Source organism: Acetobacter fallax, assembly GCF_011516735.1.
GTDB classification, from domain to species: Bacteria; Pseudomonadota; Alphaproteobacteria; order Acetobacterales; family Acetobacteraceae; genus Acetobacter; species Acetobacter fallax.
The window spans coordinates 378,583-403,518 of sequence record NZ_WOSX01000001.1; the positions used below are offsets into that span (position 1 = coordinate 378,583).

General features: G+C 60.3%; 22 protein-coding genes and 2 tRNA genes. 7 read left to right on the top strand and 17 right to left on the bottom strand.

Translation table 11 applies throughout. The annotated features are described in order from the left end of the window. Window positions 1–128 precede the first annotated feature (128 nt). The 3 genes from GOB85_RS01650 to GOB85_RS01660 all read right to left on the bottom strand — a co-directional run bounded on the left by GOB85_RS01650 (window position 129) and on the right by GOB85_RS01660 (window position 3,329). Window positions 129–1,106 (bottom strand): hydrogen peroxide-inducible genes activator, encoded by a 978-nt coding sequence (locus tag GOB85_RS01650; RefSeq protein WP_173575845.1) that lies wholly within the window; start codon window positions 1,104–1,106, stop codon window positions 129–131. Window positions 1,107–1,255: 149 nt separating this feature from the next. Then, entirely contained in the window at window positions 1,256–2,332 is a 1,077-nt protein-coding gene (locus GOB85_RS01655) for a retroviral-like aspartic protease family protein (protein WP_173575846.1), read from the bottom strand. An 85-nt stretch (window positions 2,333–2,417) separates the two neighbouring features. After that, window positions 2,418–3,329 carry a retroviral-like aspartic protease family protein gene (locus GOB85_RS01660; RefSeq protein ID WP_173575847.1) on the bottom strand — a complete coding sequence of 304 codons (912 nt, stop codon included), beginning with the start codon at window positions 3,327–3,329 and terminating at the stop codon, window positions 2,418–2,420. Between the two features lie 417 nt (window positions 3,330–3,746). On the opposite strand from GOB85_RS01660, the gene GOB85_RS01665 reads away from it, so the two are divergent. Further along, window positions 3,747–3,823 (top strand) — tRNA-Asp (locus tag GOB85_RS01665). A 368-nt stretch (window positions 3,824–4,191) separates the two neighbouring features. Here GOB85_RS01665 and hflX read toward each other — a convergent pair. The 8 genes from hflX to GOB85_RS01705 all read right to left on the bottom strand — a co-directional run bounded on the left by hflX (window position 4,192) and on the right by GOB85_RS01705 (window position 14,537). Next, window positions 4,192–5,523, bottom strand: a complete 1,332-nt coding sequence (gene hflX / locus GOB85_RS01670) for a GTPase HflX (protein ID WP_173575848.1) — start codon at window positions 5,521–5,523, stop codon at window positions 4,192–4,194. Next, on the bottom strand, window positions 5,504–5,827 hold the full coding sequence (gene hfq, locus GOB85_RS01675; RefSeq protein WP_173578980.1) for an RNA chaperone Hfq: 324 nt from the start codon (window positions 5,825–5,827) through the stop codon (window positions 5,504–5,506). Before hfq ends, hflX begins: the two co-directional genes overlap by 20 nt. A gap of 257 nt (window positions 5,828–6,084) precedes the next feature. Next, a complete protein-coding gene (gene ntrX, locus GOB85_RS01680) occupies window positions 6,085–7,470 on the bottom strand; it encodes a nitrogen assimilation response regulator NtrX (RefSeq protein WP_173575850.1) in 1,386 nt (461 codons plus the stop codon). Next, complete coding sequence (locus GOB85_RS01685; protein WP_408737006.1) at window positions 7,460–9,769, bottom strand: sensor histidine kinase NtrY-like; 2,310 nt, start codon at window positions 9,767–9,769, stop codon at window positions 7,460–7,462. The genes ntrX and GOB85_RS01685 overlap by 11 nt, the downstream gene beginning before the upstream one ends. 5 nt (window positions 9,770–9,774) lie before the next feature. Continuing rightward, window positions 9,775–11,259, bottom strand: coding sequence for a nitrogen regulation protein NR(I) (ntrC, locus tag GOB85_RS01690; RefSeq protein WP_173575851.1), 1,485 nt, complete (start codon window positions 11,257–11,259; stop codon window positions 9,775–9,777). Between the two features lie 250 nt (window positions 11,260–11,509). Next, the gene (locus GOB85_RS01695; RefSeq protein ID WP_173575967.1) at window positions 11,510–12,622 is read right to left on the bottom strand and encodes a two-component system sensor histidine kinase NtrB; all 1,113 of its coding nucleotides are present in this window, start codon (window positions 12,620–12,622) and stop codon (window positions 11,510–11,512) included. A 68-nt stretch (window positions 12,623–12,690) separates the two neighbouring features. After that, window positions 12,691–13,833, bottom strand: a complete 1,143-nt coding sequence (gene dusB / locus GOB85_RS01700) for a tRNA dihydrouridine synthase DusB (protein WP_173575852.1) — start codon at window positions 13,831–13,833, stop codon at window positions 12,691–12,693. Window positions 13,834–13,916: 83 nt separating this feature from the next. After that, window positions 13,917–14,537 carry a TetR/AcrR family transcriptional regulator gene (locus tag GOB85_RS01705; RefSeq protein ID WP_173575853.1) on the bottom strand — a complete coding sequence of 207 codons (621 nt, stop codon included), beginning with the start codon at window positions 14,535–14,537 and terminating at the stop codon, window positions 13,917–13,919. Window positions 14,538–14,702: 165 nt separating this feature from the next. Between GOB85_RS01705 and GOB85_RS01710 the strand changes: the two genes are divergently transcribed. Then, complete coding sequence (locus tag GOB85_RS01710; protein WP_173575854.1) at window positions 14,703–15,338, top strand: DUF3159 domain-containing protein; 636 nt, start codon at window positions 14,703–14,705, stop codon at window positions 15,336–15,338. A 294-nt stretch (window positions 15,339–15,632) separates the two neighbouring features. Here GOB85_RS01710 and GOB85_RS01715 read toward each other — a convergent pair whose 3' ends face one another. The 3 genes from GOB85_RS01715 to GOB85_RS01725 form a co-directional block, all read right to left on the bottom strand. Then, window positions 15,633–18,242, bottom strand: a complete 2,610-nt coding sequence (locus tag GOB85_RS01715) for a cation:proton antiporter (RefSeq protein WP_173575855.1) — start codon at window positions 18,240–18,242, stop codon at window positions 15,633–15,635. A gap of 271 nt (window positions 18,243–18,513) precedes the next feature. Continuing rightward, window positions 18,514–19,125: a nitroreductase family protein gene (locus tag GOB85_RS01720; RefSeq protein WP_173575856.1), complete on the bottom strand. Its 612-nt coding sequence runs from the start codon at window positions 19,123–19,125 to the stop codon at window positions 18,514–18,516. Window positions 19,126–19,579: 454 nt separating this feature from the next. Further along, entirely contained in the window at window positions 19,580–19,801 is a 222-nt protein-coding gene (locus tag GOB85_RS01725) for an entericidin A/B family lipoprotein (RefSeq protein ID WP_173575857.1), read from the bottom strand. A 187-nt stretch (window positions 19,802–19,988) separates the two neighbouring features. Here GOB85_RS01725 and GOB85_RS01730 point away from each other — a divergent pair, with 187 nt between their 5' ends. The 4 genes from GOB85_RS01730 to GOB85_RS01745 are packed head-to-tail and all read left to right on the top strand — an operon-like array spanning window position 19,989 to window position 23,064. Beyond that, a complete protein-coding gene (locus GOB85_RS01730; RefSeq protein ID WP_242011200.1) occupies window positions 19,989–20,240 on the top strand; it encodes a hypothetical protein in 252 nt (83 codons plus the stop codon). Further along, window positions 20,240–20,794 (top strand): dCTP deaminase, encoded by a 555-nt coding sequence (gene dcd / locus GOB85_RS01735; RefSeq protein ID WP_173575858.1) that lies wholly within the window; start codon window positions 20,240–20,242, stop codon window positions 20,792–20,794. Before GOB85_RS01730 ends, dcd begins: the two co-directional genes overlap by 1 nt. 3 nt (window positions 20,795–20,797) lie before the next feature. Further along, window positions 20,798–22,060, top strand: coding sequence for a UDP-N-acetylglucosamine 1-carboxyvinyltransferase (murA, locus tag GOB85_RS01740; protein ID WP_173575859.1), 1,263 nt, complete (start codon window positions 20,798–20,800; stop codon window positions 22,058–22,060). Between the two features lie 35 nt (window positions 22,061–22,095). Then, window positions 22,096–23,064, top strand: coding sequence for an alpha/beta hydrolase (locus tag GOB85_RS01745; RefSeq protein WP_173575860.1), 969 nt, complete (start codon window positions 22,096–22,098; stop codon window positions 23,062–23,064). A gap of 51 nt (window positions 23,065–23,115) precedes the next feature. On the opposite strand, the gene GOB85_RS01750 is transcribed toward GOB85_RS01745, so the two are convergent. Continuing rightward, window positions 23,116–23,808, bottom strand: coding sequence for a hypothetical protein (locus GOB85_RS01750; protein ID WP_242011201.1), 693 nt, complete (start codon window positions 23,806–23,808; stop codon window positions 23,116–23,118). Window positions 23,809–23,908: 100 nt separating this feature from the next. On the opposite strand from GOB85_RS01750, the gene GOB85_RS01755 reads away from it, so the two are divergent. Beyond that, the gene (locus tag GOB85_RS01755; RefSeq protein WP_173575861.1) at window positions 23,909–24,118 is read left to right on the top strand and encodes a DUF1653 domain-containing protein; all 210 of its coding nucleotides are present in this window, start codon (window positions 23,909–23,911) and stop codon (window positions 24,116–24,118) included. Window positions 24,119–24,233: 115 nt separating this feature from the next. On the opposite strand, the gene GOB85_RS01760 is transcribed toward GOB85_RS01755, so the two are convergent. Both GOB85_RS01760 and GOB85_RS01765 read right to left on the bottom strand, forming a co-directional pair. After that, on the bottom strand, window positions 24,234–24,671 hold the full coding sequence (locus GOB85_RS01760) for an alcohol dehydrogenase (protein ID WP_173575862.1): 438 nt from the start codon (window positions 24,669–24,671) through the stop codon (window positions 24,234–24,236). Between the two features lie 148 nt (window positions 24,672–24,819). Continuing rightward, window positions 24,820–24,893, bottom strand: a tRNA-Gly gene (locus tag GOB85_RS01765). Window positions 24,894–24,936: the final 43 nt, after the last annotated feature.

The following is a 24,936-nucleotide window of genomic DNA, read 5'->3' on the forward strand; positions in this document are numbered from 1 at the left end:
GAAAAGCTGCTGCGACATACGCAGCCATGCGCGGAAAGTCAATGCAAACACGGCCTTTTGCATATCGATACTCTGCGGAGAACGGGACTTTTGTGTTCCCCTTGGCAGCACGCCCGGACAGCATCAGGTCAGTGACCCGGAGCCTCTGCTGCGTTCCGGCATATTCCGGCTTTCAGTAGCAGATCCGCTCCGGGAGGCGCCAGCCGTTCCAGCGCCGTTGCAAGCGCGCGGAATTCGGTCGTGCGGGGTGATCTGAGCCGCCAGCCCAGACCGATCGTGCGCCAGAGCGGGCCACCGGTGACAGGGCGGGTGACGACACCCGTGCCGGCGAGCATATTCGAATCCACTGCCAGCCTGGGCAGCAGGCCGATACCCAGTCCCTGCCCGATCATTTGCACCAGCGTGTAAAGAGAAGAAGCGGTGTGGGTGATTTCGGGCTCGTTCCCGGCCCAGGCATGGCCCTGTCGACAGATATCGACCGTCTGATCGCGGAGACAGTGTCCGTCTTCAAGCAGCACCATCTGCTCTTCGGTCAGTTTTTCCAGTGGAATTTTCGACAGCCTGGCCAGGGGGTGGGTCTCCGGAAGCGCGAGCACAAACGGATCGCGCCAGACGGGAATCGTCTCAAGGCCATCGCAGTCACAGGGCATGGCCAGAAGCAGCACATCGAGCCGTCCGGTTGTCAGCTTTTCCATGAGCCGTTCGGTCATGTCTTCCATGACGGAGAGCCTGATCTGAGGGAATCGTTCGCGCACCAGCGGGATCAGGCCAGGCAGAATAAACGGCCCGATTGTCGGGATGACGCCGAGACGCATTGGTCCGGTCATGGGTTCACGCGACGCTTCCGCGACGTGATACAGTGCTTCGAGCGCGTCCAGGGCGATCCGTGAGCGACGCACGATCTCTTCGCCCGGCGGAGTAAAGACGACGCGCTTGCCGACATTACGGTCAAGCAAGGGCGCGTCGAGCTGTCGTTCCAGCGCCAGGATGCCGGCTGACAGCGTGGACTGCGTGACGGAACAGGCCGTCGCGGCCCGCCCAAAATGTCTTAATTCAGCAAGGGCAATGAGATAACGCAGTTGCTGAGGAGACGGCAGCGCGACCATAGACAAAATCCGCAGTTAAAAAATAATGGCTTGCAGCACCGGATGATACCAGAGGGTCTGGCTTTTGATCTGTGCGAGGCTGGCTGATGTGAGGCTGGCAGGGGCTCTGCCCCCGGCCTGGTGGTCGTGGTTCTGGTTCGTGCGTGTATTCAGTTCGCGAGGGCATGTACGGCGGTACTGCCTGGCTCTGTTGCCGGCGAGCCCGTCGTCATGTTGCCGGCCACGTTGTCAGTCATGTTACCGGGCGCATCACGCTTTTGCGGGCGTTCGATATACAATATCCGGTCCCGATAGGAGAGCCAGACGACGGCATGGCGCAGGAAATCGGCGCCGAGCAGGGCGGAGTCTGTTTCCAGCGGTGCGACCTGCAGATGAACGTTATGAAAAATCTCCGGCCCCACCTCGACCGTATCGAACAGATGGCGATGCGAGACGACTTTGTCGTCGCTTACCCCTCGTGAAAAACCGACGGGGTCCCGGGCGAGCATATCTCTCGTAACGCCGGCCTTTCGCGCCTGCGACGGTCTGATCACGGTGCCGGATGCTCCGCTGTCCAGGATCGCGTCGATCGGTTTTCCGTTGATTTTGAACGGCACGAGGACGTCCTTGCCGTCTCCTGGCTCAAGCGGCACCGGATCGACAGGTTTTTTCCAGACGATATCCTTCGAAGAACATCCCTGCATCCGGTACAAAGTAATGAGGTGCTGAGGAAGATCGAATTTGACCTCATAATTCGACAGGAAATCGGAACCCAGCAGACCGGCGACCGGCAGATCGCCGATGTGTCCCCACTTCTTGTCGATTTCGATAAACAACACATCGGATGCGATGGCCTTGCCCAGACCCAGCTTGTCCGCACGCACGACCGACGCTGCGACGACGCCGGTCGTGCCGCGAAGTGTGACGTGCCCTCCGGTATAAGAAAGATCGAATTTTTCCGATGTCGCGGTGCTGACCAGAGAGGCGTCGGCGCCGGTATCGACGATCATCGCAACGGGCTTTCCGTTCAGCGTGACCTGCACGACCGGAGAGTGACTGGAATTGAGGACGGGCAGCGGACCGATCCGGCTGATTTCGCAGTTTTCCGGCCCGCTCTGACAACCGCTGATGGCGAACAGAACTGTGCCCAGGGCGAAAAACGCAGCGGCTTTCCGGCGATGTGAGACATAAAAACCGGTGATGGGACGTCCGGGAGATATTTTTTTCAGGCTTTCCGGAACGATCACAGAACGCGCTTCAGGGTTTTTTCTGTTTTACCGGCCATATCATTCCCGTTTCTCATCCCGTTCAGCCGGGCCTGCATCTTACGAATCATTTCACGGGCTCAGCTTTGGGCTCTTCAGCGGACGTGAGTAATCTGGGATGTTCGGCACCGAATGGGTTGATCTTCTCTTTCTCGATATACATCATATGTTGACTGACAGAGAGCCAGAATACTCTCCGACGCAGAAAATCCGCGCCGAGGACGGCATCCGTTATTTGCATTGGAGAGACGGTAAGCCAGGCGGGACTGAACGTCTCGTTTCCGATCTGGAGGCTATCGAAGCGGTCACGGTGAGCGGTTACGGCTGTGCCGTTGACGCCGCGTACGATTTCAGCGTGGTTTTCCGCCTCCATGTTGCTTTTGATGTCGTCCCAGCTCAGTTCCTCCGGTGTGACAGTCGTCGTTGTCGAGGAACTGCTCAGCATGGCGTTGATTTTATGCCCGTTCAGCCGGATCTGCACTCCTGGTCTGCCGCCAGGCCACACTCTGACCGGAACCTGACTGACTGAATCGTCCCATCTGACGTCCTTCACCGTGCATCCGCGTGGCCGGGCCAGCGTGATTTCGCCATCGGGCAGATCAAACTGCACCTCGTAGGACCGGAGGAAATCGGCACCAAGCTCTCCCACGATCGGAATGTTGTCGATGCGGGGTACGGGCGCAGACGAGGAATGCCGCCGGTCCTCGATTTCAATGAACGCAAAATCAGATGCACTGGCGCGGCCTACCAGCAGGGAGTTCGAACGGGCAACGGGCAGGTCGATGGGACCAGTCGTCCCATACACTCTTGTGGAGTCCCCGCCTTCCTCAAGGCCGAACTCTTTAGCCGCGGCTGAAGAAATCGTGGATGTTTCGGCGCCGGTGCTGAGTGCCATGGCGGCCGGTTTTCCGTTTATGCTGACCTGCACGATGGGTGGTCCCCATGATGTAAACACGCGGAGTGTAGCCATTCTGGTCATGGTGCATTCTCCGGGCTTATCCGGATTTTGTGCCGGTTTTACCGGAGCAGGCTGATTTTCGCAGCCGCACAGAGTGAACAGTATGATGAAAAACGGGAGACCGCGCGTCGGATAAGGCGCATTCCGCAATTTTTTCAGGCAGAGCGTGAAAGTGGTTTTTGTCTCTTTTCTGGCGCGAACTCCGGTACATCTTCTGTCGCTTTCCGCGCACATGACACTCTGCCTGTTTCTGCTGGCCGTTTCCGTTTTATTACTTTTATTTCCTGAAACGGGGAGAGTTTTTTCGCGATCCTCGAAAAGAGGAACCTGCCCTCTTTCGCGCTGTGAATTTTTTTTATCCCGGTGGAGTTGCAACCCGCGAAAACCCGGTTATAAGACGCCCCAACGACGACGCGGAAACGCTGGTCGCTGAAAAAAGCGGGTGTAGCTCAGTTGGTTAGAGCGCCGGCCTGTCACGCCGGAGGTCGCGGGTTCGAGCCCCGTCACTCGCGCCACTTTCCAGAAAATCCATTATTAAATTACTGATTTTCCGGGTTAGTGTGGCATGTGACTAACACAGTCCCTGCATAGCTGGTTTTGAGTCTCGTTGACGAGAGGCCGAGGGGTCGCCTCCCCTCATCCATAGTCCGTGGACAAACCATTCCGGTCTGACGGAAATTCGACGGTGCCGGAACATTGTTGGAAATTTGGATTCTGCCCGAACCAGGGCAGGTCCCCTGCACCCCGATCTGCTATCAATAAGCCGGCTTCCCGGAAGGTTTGCGACCTTTGGTGGGTTCCGGAAGCCCTGAGACGTTCTGTCGGGGTCTGTTTTTAAGCATCGGAGCCCGGGAAATCTGAGTCGAAGCGCGGCGGATCGGCTTTATGCTTCGGGCTGGTTTCCCGACGGCTGAATGACGTTACCGAACTGACCTTCAAAACGGGCACGATCAACGTCGTGGAAGCGGACGGTCACGCCAATGTGCATGTCATCGTCCTCGCGCTTCACAACCTCTCCATGTTCATAGAGCCAGGCCATCGCGCTGCCTGCGTGAACCGGAAGGGTGTAATTCACGAGGACCATGCTGTCGGTCATGTGCGCGTCGATTGCTGCCATCAGATCGGGCAGCCCCTCGCCCGTGATGGCCGAGATCGCGACGGCATCCTCGCGGTGAGGCACCTCTTCGATCCCGCCCAGCAGATCGGCTTTGTTGAGCACTTCGATCAGACGCGACGGCCATTCACCATCGAGCATTCCGTCACGTTCCATGTCTCCAAGGACAGAAAGAACGTCTGCGCGCTGTGCTGCCGAATCGGGATGAGCTATATCACGGACATGGAGGATGATGTCCGCTTCAGCGACTTCCTCCAGCGTGGCGCGGAAGGCTGCGATCAGTTCCGTCGGAAGATCGCTGATGAAGCCGACGGTATCGGAGAGAATGACTTTCCGGCCCGAGGGCAGTTCGATAGCGCGCATGGTCGGATCGAGCGTGGCGAAAAGCTGATCCTGCGCATAGACGGAGGCACCTGTCAGAGCGTTGAACAGGGTCGATTTGCCGGCGTTGGTGTAGCCGACCAGGGCCACGACGGGGAATGGCACCCGCTTTCGCGATGTTCTGTGGAGGCCGCGTGTCCGCCTGACCTGCTCAAGTTCGCGTTTCAGGCGCACGATACGGTCGCCGATCATCCGGCGATCGGCTTCGATCTGGGTTTCACCGGGGCCGCCGAGGAAGCCGAAACCACCGCGCTGACGTTCGAGATGGGTCCAGAGACGGACGAGCCGTGAGCGCTGGTATTCAAGGTGCGCCAGTTCGACCTGAAGAGATCCTTCCCGGGTCGCGGCGCGCGCGCCGAAGATGTCGAGGATCAGCCCGGTGCGATCGATCACCTTGCAGCCGAGCGCTTTTTCAAGATTGCGCTGCTGACCGGGTGAGAGCCGTGAATCGATAACGACGACCGATATCTGTTTTTCGGCGACCGCTTCCCGGAGCGAATCGACCTGCCCGACACCAAGCAGCGTGGCCGGACGGCGGGCGCGAAGCAGCAGGATGGCGTTGAGAACGACGACGAGACCGATTGAGGATGTCAGTCCGATCGCTTCCTCGAGCCGCGCTTCGGCTGCGCGGACATCGTGGTCACGGTCGGGCCGTTCCCAGGGAAGAATGACAGCAGCCCGCGTTGCGGGCGGTGTGGTCTCAGTAGATGTCGTCGGCAAGTGACTCGTCGCTCTCCGCCTGCAGGGCCGTGCCCTGCGTTCCCGTTACTGTGTTTACACCGGCCGTGCCGGCGGGGGTTTCAAACACATTGACAGGAACGAGAGGCATGACCGTGCTGATTGCATGTTTATAGACGAGCTGCGTATGCCCGTCGCGCCGGAGAAGGACTGTATCAGCATCGAACCAGCTGATGACACCCTGCAACTTCACACCATTAACGAGAAAAATCGTGACTGGCGCCTTACCGCGCCTGACGTGGCCAAGAAAGACGTCCTGGACGTTCTGTGCTGGTGATTTTGCCACGATATTACCCTGTTTCTTTTTTGTTATTAAGTGCAGCCGAATCCTCCGGACACACAGCATCCAATACGCCGACGCGACAAAAGCGCAAAGATACCCAATCGCCATTAAAGCAATTTCATGGCAATCACGCTACATTCAGATGAGCGGCGTATGGCTGATACTCGAATTCCGGAAGAATACTCCTAACCGGCTCCGGTGATCACTGTCGCAATCCTCTTATGCGGCCTTTGCGCTCCCCCGGTGGGAGCATCGCCAGGTCAGCCGGTACGGTCTTCCGCTGTCACTCCGAGTTGCTTGAGTTTACGGTGAAGTGCGCTGCGTTCCATGCCCACAAAGCCTGCTGTCCGGCTGATATTGCCGCCGAAGCGAAGCAGCTGAGCCTGCAGATACTGGGTTTCGAACAGATCCCGCGCTTCCCGCAGGGGCAGACTCATGACGTCGGCATTTGAGTCGAATTTGAGAAGTGCCGGCGCACCTTCACTGATCTGCGAGGGCAGCATGTCAGCCCGGATGGGCTCACTGCTGTTCCCGGGCATCATGATCAGCAACCGTTCCATGAGGTTGCGGAGTTCGCGAGCGTTTCCGGGCCAGTCATAGGCCTGGAGCGCGGCCATCGCGTCGATACTCAGTTCGCGCATTGGCAGGCCGGCGTTTTCCGCGGCACGCTTCAGGAACAGGCAGGCCAGTTCCGGGATATCTTCCCGCCGCTCTCTGAGACTTGGCAGACGGAGAGGAACGACGGCGAGTCGGTAATAGAGATCCTCGCGGAACCGCCCTCCCCCGATCTCGGCATGCAGATCACGATTGGTGGTCGAAATGACGCGGACATCGACCCGGACGCGTGTCGAACCGCCGATGCGCTCGAAGCTCTGATCCTGGAGCGCGCGGACGATTTTGCCCTGTGTTTCGATGGGCATATCAGCCACTTCGTCGAGCAGCAATGTGCCGCCATGAGCCCGTTCCAGAACACCGATGCGCCGGGGAGCACCCTCCGCGCCTTCAAGACCGAACAGTTCTTCCTCAAAGCGGCCTGGCGCCAGTGTCGCGCAGTTCAGGGCGATGAAAGGGCCGTCCGCGCGGCGTGAACGCGCGTGGATCATACGCGCCGCCACTTCTTTACCGGCACCGGGCGCGCCCGTGATCAGCACGCGGGAGCCGGTCGGTGCGACGCGCTCGATCTGACCGCGCACGGCGGCGATGGGGGCGCTCTCACCGAACAGTGTGGTTTCCGGCCCCGCCCGGAGCCGCAACTCGGCGTTTTCGCGCTCCAGTCTGGCGGCTTCGATAGCGCGACGGACCACGACAAGAAGGCGGTCGGACTGGAACGGCTTTTCTATGAAGTCATAAGCGCCGTGCTGGAGCGCTGCGACGGCTGTTTCGATGGTGCCGTGACCGGAAATCATGATCACGGGTACTGACGGATCTTCGGCCTGCATGACCTTCAGCACGCCGAGTCCATCAAGTTTCGAGCCCTGAAGCCAGATGTCCTGAATCACGAGGGACGGTCTGCGGGCGCGAAAAGCCGCGATTGCCGAATCCGAGTCACCGGCGACGCGGGTCTCGTAACCTTCGTCGTGAAGGATGCCTTCGATCAGCATGCGGATGTCCGGCTCGTCATCGACGATCAGGATTTCATACGCCATCGTTTTCTTTCTGCTCTGTATCTTTGACCGGCAAAATCAGAATGGCCTCGGTTCCCTCTTCTCCGGGACGATCCCTGAGCTGAATTGTTCCCTCATGGTCTTCCATGATTTTCTTGACAATGGCCAGCCCCAGCCCGGTACCCTTGGGTTTGTGCGTAACGTATGGCTCTGTCAGGCGGTCACGCTCCTCATGTGGCAGGCCAATGCCGTCATCGGTGATCCTGATCTGTGCTGTATCCTGACGAACCGACACTTCCACACGGATCGTGCCGATATGTCCGTCAGCACCCGTGTCAGGACTGCCTTCGCTGATTTCACGGGCCACCGGCGGAGTCCGCCCTGTCATTGTGATCGCATCCGCCGCGTTTTGCAGGAGGTTTGTCAGGGCCTGTCCGATCTGGCGCCGGTCGCACGCCACCGCGGGGCCTGATGGCGGCAGGACGACGTCGTACACAATTTCGGGATGAGCGCCGTATTGCAGGACCAGGGCCTCCCGCACAATACGGGAGAGGTCTTCGATGGCGATCTTTGGCTGTGGCATCCGTGCGAAGGCTGAAAATTCATCCACCATGCGACCGATATCACCGACCTGCCGGACGATCGTATCGGCGCACTGGCGAAATGTCTCGGGATCGGAGGTGATTTCACGCAGGAAACGGCGTTTGAGCCTTTCGGCGGCGAGCTGGATCGGCGTCAGCGGGTTTTTGATTTCGTGGGCGATCCGGCGGGCCACATCGGCCCAGGCGGCCTTCCGTTGCGCGGACTGAAGTGCGGTGATGTCATCGAACGTCACCACGTAGCCCTCCGTGACGGCGCCGCGCATTTCGGCGGCGGCCCGCACCAGCAGCACCCTGCGATTGCCTGGCGGTCCGATCTGAACCTCGCGGGTGAAGGCTCGCTCTCCGTTGGTCTGCAACGCCTCCAGAATCGGCCCGAACTCGGGAATAGTTTCAGTGAGAGGTTCTCCGACGGCCTGCGTCAGATCTTTTTCAAGAAGATCACACGCGGCTCTGTTGGGCAGTTCGACGCGGGCCAGGGCATCGAGACCGATCACGCCGGCGGACACGCCTGACAGGACGGCTTCGGTAAACCGGCGGCGCTCGTTGATCTGGCTGTAAGCCACCATCAGTTCCGAGCGCTGGCTGGACAGTTCGTCCGTCATGAGATTGAAGGCGCGCGACAGGCTTCGGATTTCGTCATCACGCCCGCCCTCGGGCACTCTGACGGCAAGATCGCCTTCACTGATTCGCCGGGAGGCGTCCATAAGAAGGCCAAGCGGCCGTGCAATCTGATTGGCGAGTGCCAGGCCCATCAGGGCCGCCGCGGCGAGCACCAGGAGGGCGACAAGCGCGAAGATCATCACGAAGGTGACCTGAATCTTCTCGCGGTTGTGATTCAGGCGCCTGTAATCGGCGACGACCTGTTCGGTTTTGTGCATGTGGCCGACGATTTCGGGATCCACGGGCCGGGTGATGACGAGCATCATCTCGGGCGTTTCTCCAAGCGCCACGACGGCGCGGACGTTTTTCTCGTCCGGGCTGTCATAGATCGCCACGTCGTTTGTCCGTGCCATCATGGTGGCGGCGGGTGGCGGCAGGGGTTCCTGATAGCCCGACCGGCTGAGGAGACCGCCGGCCGCGATCATCCTGTTGGTGATCGGGTCATAGACCACGGCTTCCGTCAGCCCGCGCACGGTTGCCTGGCTGTCGAGGAGCTGACCGAGCGACTCAGGATCGTGGAGCAAATCGGTGCCGTTGACCTGAAGTTCGTTCTCCGCCCCGACGAGGTAGTTGGCCAGCGAGAAGGCTTCGGTTCTGATGTTTTCGTTGTGTTCAGTCAGGTAGCCGCGTGACGCCTGGAGGGCTTCGTTCAGGGCGGTGTTGACCCGGTCCGAGAACCAGATCTGAATGCCGTAATCAAAGAACAGCGTCGCGAACACGCCGACCACGATTGTCGGCGCCACGGCCACGATCCCGAAGAGCGCAACCAGGCGGACATGGAGCCGCGCGCCGGCCGGCCCCCCCTGTCGTTCCGCCATCAGCCGCCGGACGCGAACCGTGGTCATCACGGCGAGCAGAGTCAGCGCCAGGCCGCTGAGGACGAAGACCGCGTTCTGGATCAGTGGGTGATGGGCGAGGGCGGCGCCGCCGGACAGCACGACGAACATCGCGAAGACGAGCATCAGGGCCAGGGCCACGAGAGTCACGGCAACGCTGCGCTGATCGAGAGCCCGCTTCAGCAAAACGCGGCCGCCGCGATGGCGGGGCATATCCTGATCTGGTGTCTGCGAACCCGCCATACGCTTCAGTCAGCCTCACGGCCGGACGGGGATGGCCCCTTCATGACGGGAATATCGAGGTCACGGATCTTTTTCCGCAGCGTGTTTCTGTTCAGACCGAGCATGGCCGCGGCTTTGATCTGATTGCCGCGGGTTGCGGCGAGGGTCATCCGGATCAGGGGGCGCTCCACTTCCGCGATGACTTTGTCGTAAATATCGTGCAATGGCGCGCCGCCATTTCCGTCCATGGCGAGATAACGCCGGATATGGCGGCCCACCGCGTCTGACAGCGTTTCCTCATCGCCCGGCGCTTCGCCTCGGGCAACGGCGGGTTTGCCGTCACGGATGGTTTCGGCCAGCTCTGAATCAATAAGTGCGCCTGTGATGGTTTCCTGAGGATAAAGCGCCGTGATCCGGCGCATCAGGTTTTCAAGTTCGCGCACGTTGCCTGGCCAGCGCCATGCCTGGAGGCGCGTTGTGGCGTCCTCGGTCAGGGCTTTGGGGGGCTGTCCTTCCTCGGCGCACTCATCGAGAAAATGCCGGGCAAGAAGCGGGATGTCTTCAAGGCGTTCGCGCAACGGAGGAATGCGGATTGGCACGACGTTCAGGCGATAGAACAGGTCTTCGCGAAATGTTCCGGCGCGGATGGCCTGATGCAGGTCGCGGTGCGTGGCTGCAATGATGCGGACATTCGCCTTGATCGGATGTTTGCCGCCTGCCGTTGTGAATTCGCCATCCTGAAGCACGCGGAGCAGCCGGGTCTGCGCTGCCAGGGGCATGTCGCCGATCTCATCGAGAAAGAGCGTGCCGCCTGCTGCCTGCTCAAAGCGCCCGGAGCTGCGGGCTGTCGCGCCGCTGAAGGCGCCACGTTCGTGACCGAACAGCTCTGTTTCGATGAACTCGTGAGGAATCGCCGCGACATTGACCGCGATAAACGGACCTGTCCGGCGGCGTCCGTAATCATGGAGAGCCCGTGCCACCAGTTCCTTGCCTGTGCCGCTTTCACCGTTGATCATCACCGTGAGATCGGACGTCGTGAGGCGGGCGATGACGCGGTAGATATCCTGCATGGCCACTGAGCGGCCGATCAGCGGCATGCGTTCGCCCGGCTGCTGTGACTGCAGCGGATTGCCGATCTGCGGCGACGGTGCCGCGAGCGCGCGCTCGACGACGGCAAGGAGTTCCGTCAGGTCGAAAGGCTTGGGGAGATATTCGAAGGCGCCGCGCTGTGTGGCCTTGACAGCGGTTACCAGCGTTGACTGGGCACTCATGACCAGCACGCGCAGATCGGGGCGGGCACGGCGAATACGCGGGATCAGGTCCAGGCCGTTCTCGTCTGGCATGACGACATCGGTGATGACGAGATCGCCTTCGCCGTCTTCCACCCATTGCCAGAGAGCGACGGCACTTGCCGTTGTCCGGACCTGGTAGCCGGCGCGACCGAGCGCCTGACTCAGGACTGTGCGGATTGAGCGATCGTCATCGGCGATCAGGATGGTCGGCAGTGTCATGTGTGATTATGAAATCCGCGAAAATCGTGACGGGGTAGTGAATACGGGAACATGGCGGAGCTGTCCGTGGTGCAAAATCGGGACATCCGATCTTTAAGAGGCTGTTTCACACGCTTCTCCGGCGAGCGGGTGTGCCTCAAGGGCGCGCCCGGTGTATATATCTCCGGGCCTCGGAGCGCGGCGGTCGTGAGTATCGCAGTCCGGGGAAATCTGCGTCGGACTGCCGGCGGCGGGGCTTATGAAACAGTCTCTAGGCGGCATCTCCGGTATCCTCGCTGACCACGGGAAGGTGCAGGCTGATTTCAGTGCGGCCGGGCCTGCTTTCTACCTCGATGATGCCACCATGGTCGTTGATGATCTTGCCGGCGAGGGCGAGGCCAAGGCCGGAGCCGGCGGCTTTTGTGGTCAGAAACGGTTCGAACAGATGGGGCCGGACTGTTTCGGAGATTCCGGGGCCGGTGTCACGGATACTCACCAGGAGCGGGAGATGTCTGCGCTGTCCGGCGGCAGAGCCGGCAAGACGGATGCCCTGGCGATAAGCCGTGACAAGCGTGATGGTGCCTGGCTTCCCTGAACCTTTGATCGCTTCGGCGGCGTTCTTTACGAGATTCAGCAGAACCTGCACCAGTTCATCCCGGTTGCCCCAGACGGGTGGCAGCGAGGGGTCGTATTCCTCAATGATCGGGATACCGGTAGCCACGCCATTTTCAGCCAGCGCGCGAACATGCTCGAGGATGCGGTGGATGTTCACGGGGCGGCGACCGACGGGCTTTTCGTTGAACATCTCCATTCGCTCGACCAGCGCCCGGATGCGGTCTGCCTCGTCACGGATGAGCACGGCAAGCTCACGATCAGCCTCGCCCACCGATCCTTCGAGCAACTGGGCGGCGCCACGGATACCCGAAAGCGGATTTTTTACTTCATGCGCGAGAATTGCCGCCATGCCGGAGACGCTGCGGGCTGCCGAACGGAAAGCGAGCTGCCGGTCAATCACCCGTGCGGCGGAGGCATCCTGAAACGCAAGCAGCACCTGACCGGGATAGTCCGGGATTTCGCTGCCCTGAACGCAGATTCCTTCATGGTGGAAACGTGGCGTGCTCAGGATGAGGTCATGCTCCGTTACGGTGCCTCCAACCTCCCTCACCTGCTGCAAAAGCAGAAACAGGGGATGATCGGCGGGCACCACTTCGGGGAGCGTTTCGTGCCTGAGCTGGACGCGGGATTTCGAAAAGAAATCCTCCGCGGCGCTGTTCACGAACAGAATGGCGTCGCGCGCGCCGATCAGGAGCACCGGCATCGGCAGGCAATCCATCAGCAGCATGCTGTCGGGAACAGCTTCAGGATGGTCGTCGTGAATGCCCATGGAGCGCAATTTCAGGTTCGGACTGGCGATGGTGGCCGGCGTTGCCCTGCTGCGATACGGCACGGATCTCATGCCGCGCGGCGGGCGTCGGTGGCGGATGCCGGATCTGACACGGCTGACGTTTGTACCGTTCCTGACTGAGCTGCCTTTGCCTCTGCGACGCGTGACCGGCGGGGTTCGCGCACGCCGCCTTCTTCGATCTGCGTGTCATAAAAAGCGTTGACCGCCGCGATGACGTCGTTCGGGTCTTCCATCCGGTTTACGCTGGCGCGGAACCCGGCTGAGTCCCGCAATCCCGCCGAATACCAGGAGATGTGCTTACGGGCGAGGCGCAGTCCTGGTCGTTCGCCGAAATGTCGCAGCATCATGCCGTAATGCTCCAGCACGATGCCGCGTTCCGTTTCGAGATCCGGATCGGGGGGGGCGTGACCTGTCCGCAGGGCTTCCGCGACCTGAGCCAAAAACCAGGGGCGGCCATAACATCCGCGACCGATCATCACGCCGTCGGCGCCTGACAGGGCCAGAGCCTGCCGGGCATCGTCAATTGTGAGAATGTCGCCATTGGCGATGACGGGAATGTGCACGGCCTCTTTAACCTGGCGGATGAAAGACCAGTCGGCGATGCCATTATAGAATTGCTGACGGGTGCGTCCGTGCACTGTCACCATTCTGATTCCGGACGCTTCCGCGATCCGCGCCAGCGAGGGCGCGTTGAGATGATCGTGGTCCCAGCCCATGCGCATTTTCAGCGTGACCGGCACGTTGACGGCCCGGGCTGTTGCCTCCAGCAGACGGCCAGCAGCGACCTCATCGCGCATGAGCGCGGAGCCGGCCATCTGCCCGACCGCGACTTTCTTCACCGGACAGCCGAAATTGATATCGACGATATTGGCGCCTTTACCGACAGCAATACGCGCGGCTTCGGCCATGGCGTCCGGATCACAGCCGGCGAGCTGGATGGAATTGGGCCCGTCGCTGTCGGCGACCTCGGCCATGCGGAGCGTTGCCTCGTTTTCACGGACCATGGCCCAGGAGGCGATCATTTCCGAGACGACAAGTCCGGCACCGAGACGACGACAGAGCCGACGGAACGGAACGTCCGTCACGCCCGCCATCGGTGCCAGAATAACAGGCGTGTCCAGCATAACATCGCCGAGATTGATCGGCGGGAGGCCAGGCGTCCCGACTATGGTGGTATCTGCAATGCCCATGATTTGGGCAATATACTGCCCCCGTCAGGGCAGCGCAATCACGGAATATGTCTCCTCGCATCCGGACGGGAGGCGTATAACGGTTACAGCAGCGGGGGGACGCTCAGGATCGCCTGCCGCACCAGTTCTTTCCGGCTGACCGGGTCCTTCAGCCTCGACCGGAGCGGATCGAGACGACCATCTGTTGCCAGCACGGCAAGGCCGTGGACCAGCCCCCAGGCGGCAGTGTAACGAGCGGCGTCAGGCATGTCGTATATCCCGTCTTTTACCTTGTCTTCTTCCTGTGCGACGGTGGCGGAACTGTGTGACGGCTCAGCCAGAATTGCGAACAGTGCCGAGGCGGCTTCGCGATAACGCGGGCGATTCCGGTCGATGAGATCGCTGCGGAACATCAGCTCAAACATGTGGGCATGATCCATCGCGTAGAAGACGTAGGCTTCCGCGATCAGGCGCGAAGTGCCGTCTGCGGCGACCAGGGCGGCGCGGAGTTCGTCCATCCCGGTTGCCGCCAGTTCCGCCAGCAGGCCGGCCAGATCGCCGAAATGGGGCACGGCGGCTGTGTGCGAGACGCCTGCTGCGCGCGTGATGGCGCGAAGACTGAGAGCCGCGACGCCATCGCGTTCCAGAATAAGGCGTGCGGCGGAAAGCAGGGCGTCCGGGAGTGCGCCGTGATGATACCGTGTGGCCGGTTCGGGATCGGGCATTTTTCCGTTCCGGTGCGCATGACCGGGGGATACCGAAGCTGTCGTCGCGCTGTCTGTCATGTGCGATACCTGAGTTTTCCGGTAACTTTCCATTGGAAAGTTATGCTTGACGGTCACATTCGGGACATGACATCTTTCCACTGTCAAGAACCGGATGAAAAAGTAATGTCACCAGCCTCTCCCGCTCAGGCGCCGATCACCAATGGCCGATCGAAGATCCTGACTCTGCTGAATGATTTTGGTGGCCTGGCGGCGCTGTGGATCCTGGACAGTATGTTCGGTCATCGCGTTGCGATTGAACTGACCCTGCTGTTCGTGGCCGGAGATTTCATCCGCCACATTATTCAGCGTCGTCCGGTTCCGGTTCTCTGGTGGCTGATCAATGGTTCGATGGCGGTCTTTATTGTCGCGGAACTCATTTTCGGAATGGAGACGCTTGAGCCGTTTGAAGGCTCGGCAACGGATGCTGTTTTCGCGCTTCTGTTTCTCGCCGGGGCTTTTGCACGCCCTCCCCTCATTCAGCGTTTCGCGGAGCAGCAACAGGGGACCCCGTTTCCCGAACGGCGCGATCTGACGTTGTTCTTCCGTTATCTGACGCTCTTCTGGTCGGGGCTTTTCTGGTGTGTCGCTCTTCTGGACGCAGGCCTGTCAGTCACGCATTTCGCCGGGAAATATAGCGGCACTCTTTCGACGATCGCGCCCATTCTTGCTGTGGGGACCGGTGTCGTAGTGAGCAGGTTTTATGGGCGCGCCCTTTTTCTCCATCTCAGTAAAAAGGGAGTTCTCGGCCATTCGCAATAAGGGGCTTTTGAAAGGCTCTGTTGTCGTTAAGTGTTGGCTCCTTCCCAAGGCGCTTTGCCCTGGAACCCACCAAAGGTCGCAGACCTTTGGAAACCGTTTTATTATAAAACAAATCGGGGTGCAGGGGCCTGCGGTCCCTGCCGGGTCCGGGCAGAGCCCGGATTCCGCCAGCTCTTTGAAAAATCACAGATCAACTCGTAACGACAACAGAGCCTTTCCAAAGATCTGCGACCTTTGGCGGATTCAGGGCAGAGCCCCGAGATGGTGTATGCCCAGATGTATCGGTAGCGTGCCTTACCGGGAACCGTCCGACCTGACTGACAGGAGTTCTGCCGCGGCGCTTCCTGGCGGATCTTCCCTGTCAAAGTCCTGATGTGGCAGAAGGACGGCGTGTGGTTCTTCCTGGTCGTGAGCCAGCAGAAGGCGTTCGACATTTCGGGCGACGACCGGATAATCCTCCAGCAACCGCTCGAAGCGCACAGCCGAAATGACCAGCATGTGGCCGAACTGGAGCGCCCTGACCGTACCTGGCATGGGGCGATGATCGGTCACTTCGACGGCACCGATCAGATCTCCGGCGCCGAAACGGACATCGCGCTCAGCCACATGCATCTCGGCCAGGCCGGCACTGACGAAGAACACTGAATGGACCTTGTGCCCGCGCCGGAGAATGGCTTCACCCGGAGATGGAAACCGCAGCGAGGTCGTCATTGCGAGATCGTGCAGAGCGGCTGCCGGAAGGCCTTTGAACACTTCGGCATGACGCAGACGATCTTCGATGTTGTTCTTGAGATTGAACGTCATCGGGCGGTCGAGCCGCTGGCGTCTGCGGTCCACATCGCGGTGCAGTTCCCGGTACAGCTCGTCGCTGATCAGGGATTCGGCATGGAGGGAGTCAAATTCCTGATTTTCCAGCCGGAGAACGATCTGCCGGAAAATCCGGTTCTCCAGAGCTTCTGAATAGCCTGGATAATGCAGGCGCAGCGTCGCCAGGGCCTCGTCAAGCATCTTGCGCTGACGGGAGAGCGTTTCGGACACGATTTCACTCACGCGGCTGCCGAGCGTGGGCTCCATCCGCTCGCGCAGGAAGCGCGTGAGCGCCAGAGAGACGAGGTGCGTCACCATCAGCATCTCAAACCGCTCTGCCATGCAGGCCATCAGCGGGCGATCATAATGCAGCCGGTTGTGAATTTCCTGAGCGAGACGGAACCGGAGGGATGGCCGGAGCCGGCGTCTGATGGCGCGCACATAGCCAAACCGGCCCTGCAGGCGTGCGCCATCGACCATTGCGTCGGACGTTCGCAGCAGATTTTCCATCACGCGACGCGACAGGCCCTGAATCCGGAACAGGTCCAGCAGGATCGAGCGTTCCTGGTTCGCGATGGTGATCAGCGCGAGAGTGACACGCTGGCGGTCGCCGAGAGCGGTGTCGAATGTGTTGGCGGACTGCTCCTCATCGCTGCGTTCCTCAAGTCCGTCGATGACCGAGCGGGTGGCATCCGGCGAAAACCCAAGCTCCTCGCCTGTTTCTTTTGCGCGGACCGCGACCTTTTCAAGGGCAATACCCACTATCTGGTGCCGCGTGGCCTGGTCCATCGGCGAGAGCTGATCGAGCTTGAGGAATATGACCACCGAGCGGAGCGTTGTGCCGTTGACCAGCAGGGTGATGAGCACAAATCCTGTCGCGATGATGCCGATGAAATGCGCGACCGGGGTGGAAATATGCTGGTTTTCGGTGACGGCCAGAGCGAGAGCCAGGGTGATCGCGCCGCGCAGGCCGCCCCACACCATGGTGACCTTGAAGGGTGTAGGGACTGGCGGCGCGAGGCGCGTCATGGCCAGGAAGGGGAGCAGGCCGAACACGACGGAGGCGCGGGCGACCAGACCGGCCAGACTTGCGATGAGAATCAGGACGATATCCCACCGTGTCATGCCGACCATCAGGCGGGGAACGAGCATGGAGGCGAGGACGAACACGAGTGAACCGGCCCAGAAGACGAGCTGCTGCCAGAGTTCGTTGAGGAAGCGCCAGGTCTGCGGGCGGAAGGTCGAGGGGCCGTAAACCGACATGGTCAGCCCGGCGACAGCCGTGGCCACGACGCCGGAGACACCGAGGATATCGTCACAGACGATATAGACAATGTAGGGCAGTGATACTGTGAGTGTCGTTTCCGCGGCGGGTGCATTGCCGAGCACCGTGATCATGTACAGCATCGCCCGCGCGCCGACGATCCCGACGACGATTGCGCCGGCGAAGGAGATGATGAACTCGAGGGTGGCGCTGCCGAGCTGGATCGGGTGGTGAGAAATGACAGCGTTGAGCAGCACGGCGAAGATTGAGATGGCCGCGGCGTCATTCAGCAGGGCTTCGCCTTCCACGAGACGTGTCAGCCTGGACGAGGCGCCGATATCGCGGAAGATTCCGGCCACGGCGGACGGATCGGTGGTTGCGACGATCGAGCCAAGGAGCAGGCACACGATCAGGGGCATCTGCGCGAATGGCATCAGGGCGAGGCCGATTGTTGCCGTGGAAACAATCACGGCCACCACGGCGAGAAGCAGAACGGTTGCGGTTTCCTCGGCCAGGCGTCGCACATCGATCGCCATGGCGCCCTGGAACACCAGGACAGGCAGGAACACGAGGAGGAAGACCTCGCTGCTGACCGGAAAATCGAGCAGGGTTTCGGCGACGCCGTTGATGGCTGAGCCTGCGACCCCGGACAGCGAATCCGTATAGGTACTCCGCAGCACCAGATCCGCACCACCGCCGATGATGATCCCGACGATGGCGAGCAGGACCGTTTCGGAGACTTCCAGGCGTCGCGCCACGGGCTGAACCGCGCTCACAATCACCAGCAGCAGCGCCGTCGCCAGCAGTACTGCGGCCAGGCCCGTCACCTCCATTCACATCCTCCTTCTGCGCCGGCTCTCACGGAGGCTGACGCGGTTCATTATCCGGGACGAGAGCCCGGGGTGGCAGTGCGGACCATACTTCAGCATCATAACCACGTTTTTATGATAAACGGGCTTTCAGGCACCCTTATGGCAGCATGCCATCCTGAAAATGAAGCCCGTCATAACGGGTTTGCCCGCGCCTGCCAGGTCCGGAGTGGCACGGATTCGAAAAAACACGGTTCAGGGCCTTTGCTGACGTTCAGTGGCTTCTGACGGAAAATCAGGGCTCGTTATGACCTTCGAAGGTGCCTTCCCAGGCCAGCGTTGCCAGAGGCGCGCGGTCTGAAGGGATTTCGCGCGCACGAAGACCTTCGGGCAGCGTTTCGGGGGCGCCCTGTTTTCCGATGGCTATCGCGACATGAATCTTGAAATCCTGTGGCGCCGCGAGGCCTTTGTGAGCCGCTTTTACGTCGAAACCACTCATGGGATGCGTTGCCCAGCCGAGATGAGCCGCCTGGAGTTGCAGCAGCATCGCGGCGGCGCCGGCGTCGAATTCATGAGTGGGCGCAGGAACCAGGTTTCCCGAGGGAGACAGCATCACGGTTCGGGATGCGACATAGATAAGCGCGGATGCCTTGCCGGCCCAGGACTGGTTGAAAGGGATCAGCCAGGACAGGAAATTCTCCCATTCGGGGGTTCCGCGTCTTGCACACAGAAAGCGCCATGGCTGCGAATTATAGGCTGACGGGGCCCAGCGCGCGGCCTCCAGAACGGCCATCAGGTCATCGGATGACATTGATGCATCGGTGAAGGCGCGCGGCGACCAGCGCTCAAGGAAGAGGGGGATCGTTGCGGGCAGTGAGAGCGAAGCGCGGTCTGCGGCTGACGTCATGGCGGAATCCTGTTCTGACGAAATAACATATCCAGGCGCCCGCGATTGAGCGGGATATCAGGCTGTCAGCATCCGTCTCCAGGCACAGCTCGGCACCTGTGCCGCAATGAGAGAACGGGACAACGCTGGCAATAGTAAAACGATCTCATGTAACAATCATACGTCTGAATATCGTTTTGAGATGCTTAAGGAAGACTATCTGGTGTCTCCGGGCGGAGCGAAAAAGAACCGGGCGCCGGTCGGGTCTGCTCAAACAGGAGAGGGCATCACACCGGTGCTGACGATGCGATGCCCTCTCCTGTTCTGCTGAACGGCGTGCGGGCCATGGGACTGCATCCGGAAGAACCGGGCGGCCTCGTCACAAACCGCTTCGGCCGCTCCTGCCCGTCGCGCAATGGCGAGCAGACAGGGAGGCTGAACGCCGGGTCAGCTCCCGGCTTTTTTCCGCGTCACATCAGTGGCTGGAGGCTCCGGTCGCGTTCGTGATGCCGGTCTGAGCCGCATTCGCGCCGCGGCTGACGTTGTGTCCGACCGAGCTGACGTCTTTACCTGCGCCGGAAACCGTATTGCATGCGGCCAGTGCGAGCAGTGCTGTGGCGACGACGGCCAGCCGCAGGCTGTTCGGCCTGGTTGCCGCCTGTTTCCGAGGCTGCCGGTCTGCGTTTTTCTCGTTCATAAAAGTCAGGCTCCAGTAATTTTGCCTGCTGTTAACGAAACAGGCAGAACAAGGTTGCTTTTTCCGAACAGTTATCCGGATGGTATTGGAGCCGCGACCGGAGATAGGATGGAGGCTGCGATATTTTTGAAATGGTCACTTTGACAGGGACCTGGCGCTAAAAACGCTGATAGAAGAAGGCTTTGCGATGTCTGATGCCTGCGACAACAGACCAGAAACCAGGAATCCCGGGCTGGTATCGGATAAAAAGAACGATGTGCGGACCGTTACCGGACAGCCCCGGCTGACGCCCGTTGCCGAGGCGGCGCGGCTGAAGCGGCAGGCTGATGAAGCCGGGGCCTTGCGCGCCAACCTGAGGCGGCGTAAGGCGCAGGCTCGCGCACGGGCGGAGCAGGAGCTCCCCGCGCAGCCTTCTCATTCTCACCCGGAGACCACTTGATGCCAGTTATGCCCGATACATGGATTCGCGACAGGGCAATAAACGATGGCATGATTGAACCGTTCGTTGAGAATCAGAAGCGTGATGGCGTTATTTCCTACGGTCTCTCGTCATATGGATATGATGCACGGGTGGCGGATGATTTTCGCATTTTCACGGATGTGAACAGCGCCATTGTCGATCCGAAATCGTTTTCCGAAGACAGCTTTGTCTCCCGCAGGGCTGATGTCTGCATTATTCCGCCGAACAGTTTTGTGCTGGCACATACGATTGAATATTTCCGCATTCCGCGTGACACGCTTGTCGTCTGCCTTGGCAAATCGACCTATGCGCGTTGCGGCATCATTGTGAATGTCACGCCTCTTGAGCCGGAATGGGAGGGGCAGGTTACGATCGAGATCAGCAACACCACTCCCCTGCCCGCCCGTATTTATGCCAATGAAGGCATCTGTCAGTTTCTGTTTTTCCAGGGCGCATCGCCCTGTGAGGTGAGCTACGCGGACCGGGCCGGAAAATATATGCACCAGCGTGGCGTTGCCACACCGAGGCTTTGAGACATGGATCGTTTTGTTATCCGGGGCGGCAGGCCCCTGCGCGGTGAGATCGTTATTGGCGGCGCCAAGAATGCGGGCCTGAAGCTGATGGTCGCGGGTCTGCTGACGGCAGACCCGCTGGTGCTGACGAATGTGCCGCGGATCGCTGATATTGCGACCATGCGCGATCTGCTGGTCCAGCACGGGATCACTGTCGAGGACGTCAACGGCGACGGCTCCAGCTATGCCGTGGGCGGCTCGATCAGCAGCACAGAAGCGCCTTACGACATTGTCTCGAAGATGCGGGCGTCGATCCTTGTGCTTGGCCCCCTGCTCGCGCGTTGCGGAGAGGCCCGTGTGTCTCTTCCCGGTGGCTGCGCCATCGGCACACGTCCGGTGGATATGCATCTGAAGGCGCTTGAGACGCTCGGCGCCGAAATCCGGCTTGAGAACGGGTATATCAACGCGACGGCCCCGAAGGGGCTGATCGGGGACAGGGTTGTTCTGCCATTCGCCTCTGTGGGTGCGACCGAAAATCTTCTGATGGCGGCAACGCTTGCCAAAGGGCGTACGGAGATTGTGAATGCGGCTCGTGAGCCGGAGATTGGTGATCTTGTCGAGTGTCTCAACAAGATGGGCGCGCGGATCACGGGGAGTGGCACCGGGACGCTTATAATTGAGGGTGTGGAGGCGCTGCATGGCGCTGAGCATCGCATCATGCCGGACCGGATCGAGTGCGGTACGTATGCCTGTGCCGCCGGGATCACGGGTGGCGACCTGAAATTGATTGGTGGCCGGGTGGATGATCTGGGTGCTGTCGTTCGGGCGCTGGAAGAGACGGGCGTTGAGGTAACGCAGGAATCTTATGGCATGCGGGTCCGGCGGACCGGCGCGCTGCGTGGCATTGATATCATGACCGAGCCTTATCCAGGCTTTCCCACCGACATGCAGGCGCAGTTCATGGCCATGCTGGCGGTTGCGGATGGTGCTTCGATGATCACGGAGACGATCTTTGAAAACCGGTTCATGCATGTGCCGGAACTGAACCGGATGGGGGCACGGATTAATGTCCATGGTTCATCGGCCATTATCCGCGGCGTACACGCGCTTTCGGGCGCGCCGGTAATGGCGACGGATTTGCGGGCTTCGTTCTCGTTGATTCTCGCGGGCCTGGCGGCGCATGGCGAAACGATTCTGAGCCGCGTTTACCATCTTGATCGTGGTTATGAGGCGGTGGAGAAGAAGCTTGCCGCCTGTGGCGCGAACATTGAGCGCGTGAAGGACTGACGGCGCGCATTGTCTTTACGGAAGGAAGCAGTCTTATGTCCGGCAATCGCGCCCTTGTGGACCCTGAACTGCTTCCGCTTCTCGACCGTCTCGGGCCTTCCGCGCTGGATGAACATCTTCTCCCGGCAGCCCGCGCCGAGCGGCAGGCGGTGCCAGGGGCGATGGACAAACTCCCCGTTGAGACATTTTCGCGAAACATTCCGGGTATGCCGGGCGACCCGGATGTCAGGGTTCTGATTTCGCGTCCGGAAAAGGCTTCTCCTGGTCCGTTACCGGCGATTCTGCATATCCATGGTGGCGGGTTCGTTATGGGAACGGCGGACCGGTTTCTGCCGCTCTTACGGAAATGGGCTCACGATCTCGATTGTGTTGTGATTTCGGTGGATTACCGGCTTGCTCCGGAAACATCGTTTCCCGGGCCGCTTGATGATTGTTATGCCGCTCTGCTCTGGGCCGTGGCGGAAGCCGGAGAACTGAATATCGATGTCAGCCGGATTGGTGTCGCAGGCGAGAGCGCGGGAGGCGGGCTGGCGGCGGGGCTGGCCTTGCTGGCAAGGCAGCGATCCGGACCGCATCTGGCGTTTCAGAATCTGCAGTATCCGATGCTGGATGACAGGACTGGTCCGGACAGTCCGCGCAATCCGGTCACAGGGGACTATGTGTGGACGCGGGACATGAATGTCTTTGGCTGGCGCTCGTTTCTGGGTGTCATGCCGGGGGTTGAGGGAATTTCTCCCTTTGCCGCGCCGACCCGCGCAACGGATCTGAGCGGGTTGCCGCCTGCCTATATCGGCGTCGGAACGCTTGATCTCTTCCTGGACGAGAACATGGACTACGCCCTGAGGCTGATTCGGGCGGCGGTTCCGGTCGAAATTGACGTTTTTCCGGGAGCGTTTCATGCGTTTGAATTGCAGCCCCGAGCCGCGATTACCCGACGCTCGATGGCGCGACGCACGGACGCGCTACGCCGGGCGATGATTCTCAGGCCAGGCAAAGACGAATGATTACGCCGTTCTGAGGGGAAACCGGATTTGTCGCAGGGGATTATCCGGTTGTCAGTTTCCTGACGTGGCGCTGATGCCTTTTTTCTTCTGAAACTGCTGGATTTCGCTGCGAAGATTGCCGACCGGTGCTGCGCTGATGGTGTCCTGATAGGAATCGCCGTGCCAGATCCAGCGATCTGTTCCATCGACAACGATATCATACATCCCGCGATGGCTGGTCGGCAGGATCGCGATTGAGCCACTGACTGAGTCGAGCACCTTTACCCAGTCATCGCCGGTGCGGAGATAAACGTCAGTCGAGCAGCCGGCTGAGCCGCAGAGTGCGGCGGACTGAAGCTGAACGAACAGCGCGATCTCGCCTTTTTTTGTCGAGAGCGGGGCCGAGCCGATCAGCAGCACGGGTTCTTCGTGATGTCGGCGACTTGTCGCGATGTCGTCGGCATTGAGGATGCGGGCCTGTTTGTCCAGATCCGTTCCGGGTTGCTGCGACAGGATGACGGGTTTGCCAGTCGATGTGCCCGACGTGCCTTTATGGCTTTGCACATGATGCGTGCGCGCCTGTGCGGCGCCGATCATCAGAGCGGGAACTGCGATCAGCGAGGCGGCAAGACAGCCCGCAACGAGAAGCAGGCGCGGGCCTGGGAGGGAAAGCGTGGAGTCCGACGTAACTGGCGGGACGCTGCGAACCGGAACCGGACGCTGGTTTGTCTGCCGCTCGATGGCGGGCGAAGCAAATTGGCGCAAGGTTCGTCGTCTCCGTTATGTATAAACAATCGGACGGCCCCCTCGTCGCGGGCCACCCGGGCTTACCATAGCCGCAATTCCAGGAAGGGGCGATACGATCTTGCAGCCTGATCATGACGTTACACCGGGGCTTTATCGCCATTACAAAGGCGGGCTCTATACAGTGATCACGACAGCACGGCATAGCGAAACTGAAGAATGGTTCGTTGTGTATCGCAGCGAGGCTCATGGCACGCTCTGGATACGTCCGCTTTCAATGTGGAAAGAGACGGTCAATGGGCAGCCACGGTTTGCCCGGCAACAGGACTGAACTGGCCATGAGGCTGGTGCTGGCACAAAAAAACCCCGGAGCAGCGCGCCGGGGTTTTTAAGAGGTCGTCTGAACGGCGCAGACCGGAAAATGCTTTTCCGACCGGCGGTTTCATTCAGATCATCGATTTGGAACGTGCGAGAACAGCCGAGCAGATCTTGCCCTGCGCACCCGTGTCCAGGGGTGTGACTGTCGTGACTTTCCCTGCAACGATCATCTGACCCGCTGAGCCGACGGCGTAATCCATGTTTCCGTTCTGATCCGATGGAACAGCGTTGGTCTTTGCGTTCAGCGCTGTCTGCACAGAATCACCATCATCGTGAGACACGAGTTCTGTCTCGACGCAGTAGTTGAGCAGGCCGGCAAGGTTGACCGGTGTCACAGATGCGACTTCCGCTCCGGTTGCTGGCAGGATTCCGGCGGCTGACGGGCGACCCTCGGGTGTTGTCGTGGGCTGAGCCAGCATGTCCCCTGCCAGGGCAGGAAGAGAAGCTGACGTTATACCGGCTGTGATGGCGAATGCGGCGAGGGCGCGCGGGGAAAAACGGATCATCGAAAGCTCCTGGTTGCTTTGCGGCATGTTGCGCCAACCATGACGGCGGCGCAACGCACGCAGGGCTCATAGGGCCATTCCGCAAAGGTAGACCGGACGATCACAATATCGGGAGCATATCGCGCTGTGCCGCCGGGGGCAGGGCTTATGGAGCGGGTGAAGGGAATCGAACCCTCGTATGCAGCTTGGGAAGCTGCCGTTCTACCATTGAACTACACCCGCAATCCGGTTTTCTATAATCGGCCTGCTTCGTTGTGACAATCGT

Coding starts and splice junctions, on each gene's coding strand:
- GOB85_RS01650 (WP_173575845.1), bottom strand. CDS start 1,106: ATGGTCGCGCTGCCGTCTCCTCAGCAACTGCGTTATCTCATTGCCCTT.
- GOB85_RS01660 (WP_173575847.1), bottom strand. CDS start 3,329: ATGACCAGAATGGCTACACTCCGCGTGTTTACATCATGGGGACCACCC.
- ntrX (WP_173575850.1), bottom strand. CDS start 7,470: ATGGCGTATGAAATCCTGATCGTCGATGACGAGCCGGACATCCGCATG.
- GOB85_RS01685 (WP_408737006.1), bottom strand. CDS start 9,769: ATGGCGGGTTCGCAGACACCAGATCAGGATATGCCCCGCCATCGCGGC.
- ntrC (WP_173575851.1), bottom strand. CDS start 11,259: ATGACACTGCCGACCATCCTGATCGCCGATGACGATCGCTCAATCCGC.
- GOB85_RS01695 (WP_173575967.1), bottom strand. CDS start 12,622: ATGGGCATTCACGACGACCATCCTGAAGCTGTTCCCGACAGCATGCTG.
- dusB (WP_173575852.1), bottom strand. CDS start 13,833: ATGGGCATTGCAGATACCACCATAGTCGGGACGCCTGGCCTCCCGCCG.
- GOB85_RS01705 (WP_173575853.1), bottom strand. CDS start 14,537: ATGCCCGATCCCGAACCGGCCACACGGTATCATCACGGCGCACTCCCG.
- GOB85_RS01710 (WP_173575854.1), top strand. CDS start 14,703: ATGTCACCAGCCTCTCCCGCTCAGGCGCCGATCACCAATGGCCGATCG.
- GOB85_RS01715 (WP_173575855.1), bottom strand. CDS start 18,242: ATGGAGGTGACGGGCCTGGCCGCAGTACTGCTGGCGACGGCGCTGCTG.
- GOB85_RS01720 (WP_173575856.1), bottom strand. CDS start 19,125: ATGACGTCAGCCGCAGACCGCGCTTCGCTCTCACTGCCCGCAACGATC.
- GOB85_RS01725 (WP_173575857.1), bottom strand. CDS start 19,801: ATGAACGAGAAAAACGCAGACCGGCAGCCTCGGAAACAGGCGGCAACC.
- GOB85_RS01730 (WP_242011200.1), top strand. CDS start 19,989: ATGTCTGATGCCTGCGACAACAGACCAGAAACCAGGAATCCCGGGCTG.
- dcd (WP_173575858.1), top strand. CDS start 20,240: ATGCCAGTTATGCCCGATACATGGATTCGCGACAGGGCAATAAACGAT.
- murA (WP_173575859.1), top strand. CDS start 20,798: ATGGATCGTTTTGTTATCCGGGGCGGCAGGCCCCTGCGCGGTGAGATC.
- GOB85_RS01745 (WP_173575860.1), top strand. CDS start 22,096: ATGTCCGGCAATCGCGCCCTTGTGGACCCTGAACTGCTTCCGCTTCTC.
- GOB85_RS01760 (WP_173575862.1), bottom strand. CDS start 24,671: ATGATCCGTTTTTCCCCGCGCGCCCTCGCCGCATTCGCCATCACAGCC.